Source organism: Arthrobacter sp. Edens01, from assembly GCF_001307035.1.
Lineage (GTDB): Bacteria > Actinomycetota > Actinomycetes > Actinomycetales > Micrococcaceae > Arthrobacter_B.
In genome coordinates this window covers 44691-50751 of record NZ_LKIU01000007.1, presented here as the reverse complement: position 1 = coordinate 50751, position 6061 = coordinate 44691, and the positions used below count along the sequence as shown (strand labels likewise).

Below are 6061 nucleotides of genomic sequence, written 5' to 3'. Positions count from 1 at the left end.
TGTACCCCCTGCCGGGCGGGGGAGGATTCGCACTGTGAAGCTTCTGCTTTTCCGGGGCTGAACACCAACGGCGGGATGGCCGAACTGCTCAGGACCAGTGGCCGCACCGTCGTTAAACTGGATCCCTCCGTCCAGCCTGCCGACGTCACGGCGCTCGCAGACGCGGGCCTGACCGCCTACCATGCAGTCCGCCGTGCCGTGCCCCTGCTGCGGCCTGGCTCTGAAGCTGTGGTGATCGGTGCCGGCGGGCTGGGGCACATCGGGGTGCAGGCCATCAAGGCGCTCACCGGCGCGCACATCACGGTGGTGGACACCTCTGACCAGGCATTGGCGCTGGCGAAGGAGCTGGGCGCCGACGCGACTGTGAATCCCAATGACCTGCACCCCGCTGCCCGCGCTGTCGGGGAGCCCCCGGCAGACGCCGTCGTACTGGCGGTCCTGGACATCACCTGCGGGGGAGCGCACGTTGTATTCGACTTCGTGGGCGAGCACGGCACTGAGATCACGGGGCCGGCAATGCTGCGCAACCGCGGCAGCTACTATGCCGTCGGCTATGGCGGCACAGTCATGCTGCCGACCATTGACCTGATTTCGCGCGAGATCAGCGTGGTCGGAAACCTTGTGGGCACCTACCGGGACCTCGTGGAACTCATGACCCTCAACTCGCTGGGCCAGATCACCCTCACCACCAGCAGTTATGACCTTCTGGATGCCGTCCAGGCACTGCACGACCTGGACGCCGGCAAACTCACCGGACGGGCAATCCTGGTCCCCGGGCTGGAGTAGGCCTGCCCGCTCCGGGCACCGGCAGATAGGCTCGAAACCGCAAGCAATGCCGAAGGAAAGGCGGAACCGGTGGAAGGCACAAGGCAGGTCGCTGTGGTTGGCGGCGGCGTCCTGGGACTCTCGACGGCGGTGCAGCTGCTGCGCGGCGGAGCGGAAGTGCTCCTGCTTACCGAAACCGAAGTCGGCAGCGGGGCTTCCGGGCGGTCCCTGTCCTGGCTGAATGCCGGCGGCGGGTACTCCGATCCGTACTTCAGGCTGCGGATGGCCGGCATCGACCGTTACCGGACACTGCTGGCACGCAACCCCGGAGTGGATTGGCTGGCATTTGACGGCGGACTGTACTGGGATGACGACCCGTTCACTGTCATTGAGCGGCACAACGAGCAAAGCAGGCAGGGCTACGACGCGCGGATGCTGGACAGGGACGATGTTCCCGCGGAGGTTCCCGGCGTCGATCCCGGGGTTCTGCCCCACCGGGTCCTGGTCAACCCGGGCGAAGGATGGGTGTCACTGCCGCACCTGGTACGGCGATTGGCAGAAGAGTTCACCCTGCGCGGCGGAGTCCTGATTGAACACGCCGGACTGTGCACGGTGGTGGGAGGCGATGGTGCCCCGGCACGCGGCGTTCGCACCGGGACCGGCGAGGAATATCCGGCCGACGCCGTTGTGCTGGCCTGCGGTGCCGGGACTCCGGCGGTGGTGGGACAGCTGGGAGTCGAGCTGCCCAATGCCTCAGACAAGGCGATGCTCCTCATCAGTGCTCCCCTGGAGCACGGCCTGCGCGCTGTGCTTAACACGCCGCGGATCTCACTGCGCCCCCATCCGGGCGGGCGGCTGGCGATGGACCACACCTGGTACCTGGACCGGGTTGTCCAGCGGCCAAACCACAGCTGGGACGCAGACCCCGCGGTCATGGCGGAGCTGGCCGCGGAGGCCTCGCGGGTGCTGGCCGGAAATCCGCAGGTTGTGGTGGAGAGCTGGCAGCCTGGGCTGAAACCGGTGCCCGCCGACGGCGAACCCGTGTTCGGTGAGCTGCAGGCCGTCCGGGGATGCTGGGTGGCGTTCACCCACTCCGGAGCCACCCTCGGCCTGATCGGAGGAGAGCTGGTGGCCGATGAAATCCTTACCGGGCGGCGTCATCCACTGCTTGAGCCGTTCCGCCCCGAACGCTTCGGTTTCGGCTGGGAGTCCTGACTCCCGCGGAGTCAGGCGCCCGCGGCCGGCTGCGGGGTTTGTTCGGCGGAATTGAGGGCAGCAGCCGGAGCAGCCAGCAGGTCGGCGAAGGCCAGTTCCGCGGCTCCCACCAGCAGCAGGTCAGCGCCCAGGGCGGCCCTGCGGATCTGCACCTGGCGGCCCAGGCCTCCGATGCCGCCATGGGCCACGGCGTTCTGCAGCCGCCTCGGATCGAAGGAGAACAGCACGCCGAGGAACCCGCCGAGGAGGATGGTGCTCGGATTGAAGATGTTCACGAAGTTCACCAGTGCCTCTGCCAGCATGTCCAGCTGGCGGGCAGCCGCGGCTTCGAACCCCGGCGTCCTGCGGGCGGCCATCGCCTCTTCCAGCTGTTCCAGGTCGGCATGCTTCAGGCCCAGCGGTTCCAGCAGCCCGCCCAGGTTCACCTCGGTCTCCAGGCACCCGCGGCGTCCGCAGAAGCAGGCGAGGCCGTCGGACCGCACGAGGGTATGGCCCAGTTCCCCGGCGAACCCGGCAGCGCCGCCCAGCGGCATCCCGCCAACTATCACGCCGCCGCCGATGCCGCTGGCGCTGCCGTTGAGGTACACAACGTCTGCCTGTTCCACGCCGGCGCCGAAGACGGATTCGGCCAGGGTCCCGAGCGTGGCGTCATTCCCGGCGAATGCCGGAAGCCCGAGCGTCCGGGAGAGTGATTCGGCCAGCGGCTCGTTTTCCCAGCCGAGGTGCGGCGCCAGCCGCACTGAACCGTCGGTGCTGTCCACCAGGCCGGGCACTGCAGCGCCCACGCCGACGATGCGGTCCATTGATGCCAGCTCGGCGGTCATGCCCTCCACCACGGCCCGCGTGATGCTTAGGGTTTCAGCGACACCGGGCACGGCGGCGGCGTCGTAGCGGACACGCCGGTGGACCTTTCCGCCCAGACCCACAAGACCTACGGTGACGGCGTCGACGTCGGGGTGCACAGCCAGCGCAGCGACGCGTTCGTTGGGGTGGACCAGGGGGCTCGGACGGCCTGCCCGGCCGGCAGCTGCGGGTTCGGTTTCGTAGGCCAGGCCCAGCCGGGACAGCTCGGATGTCAGTGCCCCGACAGTGGACCGGTTGAAGCCGGTAAGCCGGGTCAACTGTGCCCTGGACAGGGGTCCGCGCCGGTGCAGCAGCGTCAGCACCCGGGAGAGGTTCTGTACGCGGATGCTGTCGGTGGCCGGTTTGCTCGGCATGCGCTGGATCCTTTGCACCGTGGACGGGACGATTGATTGTTGCACGGAACAGCAATTTAGACCGCACGTTTCGGAAGGAAGTTCGCTTTCGGAACCCATTGACACTCTCTGGGGCAATGCATATGTTGTTGTCCACAACAATTCCGCGGAACCCACCTCTCTGGAGCAGTGCAACATGACAAAGACGCCAACACCTGCCGACCGCTTCACCTTTGGACTCTGGACCGTCGGCTGGACGGGAAACGATCCGTTCGGCACCGCGACCCGTGCTGACCTGGACCCCGTGGAGGCGGTCCACAAGCTGGCCGACCTGGGCGCCTACGGCGTCACGTTCCATGACGATGACCTGGTGCCGTTCGGTTCTTCCTCACAGGAACGGGACCTGATCCTGAAGCGCTTCCGCGCAGCCCTGGCCGAGACCGGCCTGCAGGTTCCCATGGTCACCACCAACCTGTTCAGCCATCCGGTCTTCAAGGACGGCGGTTTCTCCTCCAACGACCGTTCCGTGCGCCGCTTTGCCCTTCGCAAGGTGCTGCGGAACATGGACCTTGCGGCGGAGCTTGGCGCGAAGACCTTCGTGATGTGGGGCGGACGCGAAGGCGCCGAGTACGACGGCTCGAAGGACGTTTCCGCAGCCCTGGACCGGATGCGCGAAGGCGTGGACACCGCTGCCGGCTACATCAAGGAGCAGGGCTACGATCTCCGGATCGCCCTCGAGCCCAAGCCGAACGAACCCCGCGGAGACATCCTCCTCCCCACCGTGGGCCACGCCCTGGCCTTCATCGCCCAGCTGGAGCACCAGGACATCGTGGGCCTGAACCCGGAAACCGGGCACGAGCAGATGGCGGGCCTCAACTACACGCACGGAATCGCGCAGGCCCTGTGGGCCGGCAAGCTCTTCCACATTGACCTCAACGGCCAGAAGTCCATCAAGTACGACCAGGACCTGGTCTTTGGCCACGGAGACCTGACCAGTGCCTTCTTCACCGTGGACCTGCTTGAGAACGGCTTCCCCAACGGCGGCCCGGTCTATGACGGCCCGCGGCACTTTGACTACAAGCCCTCCAGGACCGACGGCTACGACGGCGTCTGGGAGTCGGCTGCCGCGAACATGTCCATGTACCTCCTGCTCAAGGAACGCGCACTGGCCTTCCGCGCGGACCCGGAGGTCCAGGAGGCTCTCGCCGCCTCCGGTGTTGCAGAACTGGCCGAGCCCACGCTGGCAGCGGGGGAGTCCACGGCGGACCTGCTTGCAGACACCGCTTCCTTCGAGGAGTTCGATGCCGAGGCCGCAGCCCAGCGTTCGTTCGGATTCATCCGCCTCAACCAGCTGGCTCTGGAGCACCTGCTCGGCGCCCGCTAGGCACCTTACCCGGGCACCGTTTGCTAGCATTCCTGGTTCCGGGCGCTGACGCCCGGAACCAGCCTGTTGAAAGGTCCGTTATGCCGCTAGTCGCAGGGGTGGACAGCTCCACGCAGTCCTGCAAGGTCGTAATCCGTGATGCCGAAACCGGTGCGCTGCAACGGCAGGGAACTGCCCGACACGCGCCCGGGACGGAGGTGGATCCGGAGACCTGGTGGCTGGCGCTGAACGAAGCCGCGCAGGCTGCCGGGGGGCTGGACGACGTCGCAGCGGTGGCCGTGTCCGGCCAGCAGCACGGCATGGTCTGCCTGGATGCGGACGGTGCGGTGGTGCGCCCGGCGCTGCTGTGGAATGACACCCGCTCGGCCGGTGCCGCGGCGGACATGATCGCCGAGGCCGGGCCCGACGGCGCGCAGTACTGGGCGGAGACCACCGGCAGTGTCCCGGTGGCATCCTTCACCGCCGCCAAGCTGCGCTGGCTGGCCGAAAACGAACCGGAGAACGCCGCCAGGACAGCCGCCGTGTGCCTGCCGCACGACTGGCTGTCCTGGCGCCTTGCCGGATACGGGCCGGGAAGCGGAGCGGAAGGGCTGGCCGCACTGCGGACGGACCGGTCTGACGCTTCCGGGACGGCGTACTGGTCTCCGGCCACCGGGGAATACCTCTCATCCGTACTGGAATCGACGCTGGGCCATGTGCCGGTGCTGCCCGCCGTCCTGGAACCGCTGGAATCCGGACTGACAACACCGTCCGGTGCACTCATCGGCCCCGGCGCAGGTGACAACGCCGGAGCGGCGCTCGGTGTGGGTGCCGGGGTCGGCGACATCGTAATTTCCGTAGGCACCTCGGGAACCGTCTTCGCCGTCGCGGACCAGCCCACCGCAGACCCGAGCGGTCTCGTGGCAGGATTCGCCGACGCCACCGGCAACTTCCTTCCGCTGGCCGCCACCCTCAACGCCTCCCGGGTGCTCGACTCGACGGCGGGCATCCTCGGCGTCAGCCTTCCCGAACTCACCGGACTCGCGCTGTCCGCCGAGCCCGGAGCCGGCGGGCTGTCCCTGGTCCCGTACTTCGAAGGCGAACGTACCCCCAACCTTCCTGACGCCCAGGCGAGCCTTCACGGCATGACGCTGGCCAACTACGTCCCGGCAAACCTGGCACGCGCCGCCTTTGAAGGTGTGGCCTGTTCCCTCGCGGACGCCTTCCGCGCATTCACCGAGCTGGGGATTGAGGCACGGCGCGTCATCCTGGTAGGCGGCGGAGCCCGGTCCGCGGCAATGCAGCAGACACTCTCCTCCGTGCTCGGGATGCCGGTCGAAGTGCCTGAGCCGGGAGAATACGTGGCCGACGGCGCTGCCCGCCAGGCTGCTGCGGTGCTCGCCGGGCAGTGGCCGGAGTGGAAAACACAGGATTCCCTGACCGTCGATGCGCCGCCTGCACCGCAGGTGCTCGAGCGTTACCGCGCAGCGGCGGACCGCCAGTACCGCTAGCCCCGCTGCGT

5 protein-coding genes are annotated in these 6061 nt (G+C 67.8%); 4 read left to right on the top strand and 1 reads right to left on the bottom strand.

The window, feature by feature from the left end:
- Together AO716_RS16715 and AO716_RS16710 are read left to right on the top strand one after the other, a co-directional pair.
- On the top strand, positions 1 to 786 hold a 786-nt coding region (locus AO716_RS16715; protein WP_082413691.1), incomplete at its 5' end, for a zinc-binding dehydrogenase.
- A 69-nt stretch (positions 787 to 855) separates the two neighbouring features.
- On the top strand, positions 856 to 1980 hold the full coding sequence (locus AO716_RS16710; protein WP_055243109.1) for an NAD(P)/FAD-dependent oxidoreductase: 1125 nt from the start codon (positions 856 to 858) through the stop codon (positions 1978 to 1980).
- Between the two features lie 11 nt (positions 1981 to 1991).
- On the opposite strand, the gene AO716_RS16705 is transcribed toward AO716_RS16710, so the two are convergent.
- Complete coding sequence (locus AO716_RS16705; protein ID WP_055243107.1) at positions 1992 to 3197, bottom strand: ROK family transcriptional regulator; 1206 nt, start codon at positions 3195 to 3197, stop codon at positions 1992 to 1994.
- A 175-nt stretch (positions 3198 to 3372) separates the two neighbouring features.
- On the opposite strand from AO716_RS16705, the gene xylA reads away from it, so the two are divergent.
- A complete protein-coding gene (gene xylA / locus AO716_RS16700; protein ID WP_055243105.1) occupies positions 3373 to 4560 on the top strand; it encodes a xylose isomerase in 1188 nt (395 codons plus the stop codon).
- 80 nt (positions 4561 to 4640) lie between these two features.
- The gene (locus AO716_RS16695; RefSeq protein WP_055243103.1) at positions 4641 to 6050 is read left to right on the top strand and encodes a xylulokinase; all 1410 of its coding nucleotides are present in this window, start codon (positions 4641 to 4643) and stop codon (positions 6048 to 6050) included.
- Positions 6051 to 6061: the final 11 nt, after the last annotated feature.

Bases quoted from the DNA above. Each gene is read 5' to 3' on its own strand.
- AO716_RS16695 (WP_055243103.1), top strand. From the start codon at position 4,641: ATGCCGCTAGTCGCAGGGGTGGACAGCTCCACGCAGTCCTGCAAGGTC.
- xylA (WP_055243105.1), top strand. From the start codon at position 3,373: ATGACAAAGACGCCAACACCTGCCGACCGCTTCACCTTTGGACTCTGG.
- AO716_RS16705 (WP_055243107.1), bottom strand. From the start codon at position 3,197: ATGCCGAGCAAACCGGCCACCGACAGCATCCGCGTACAGAACCTCTCC.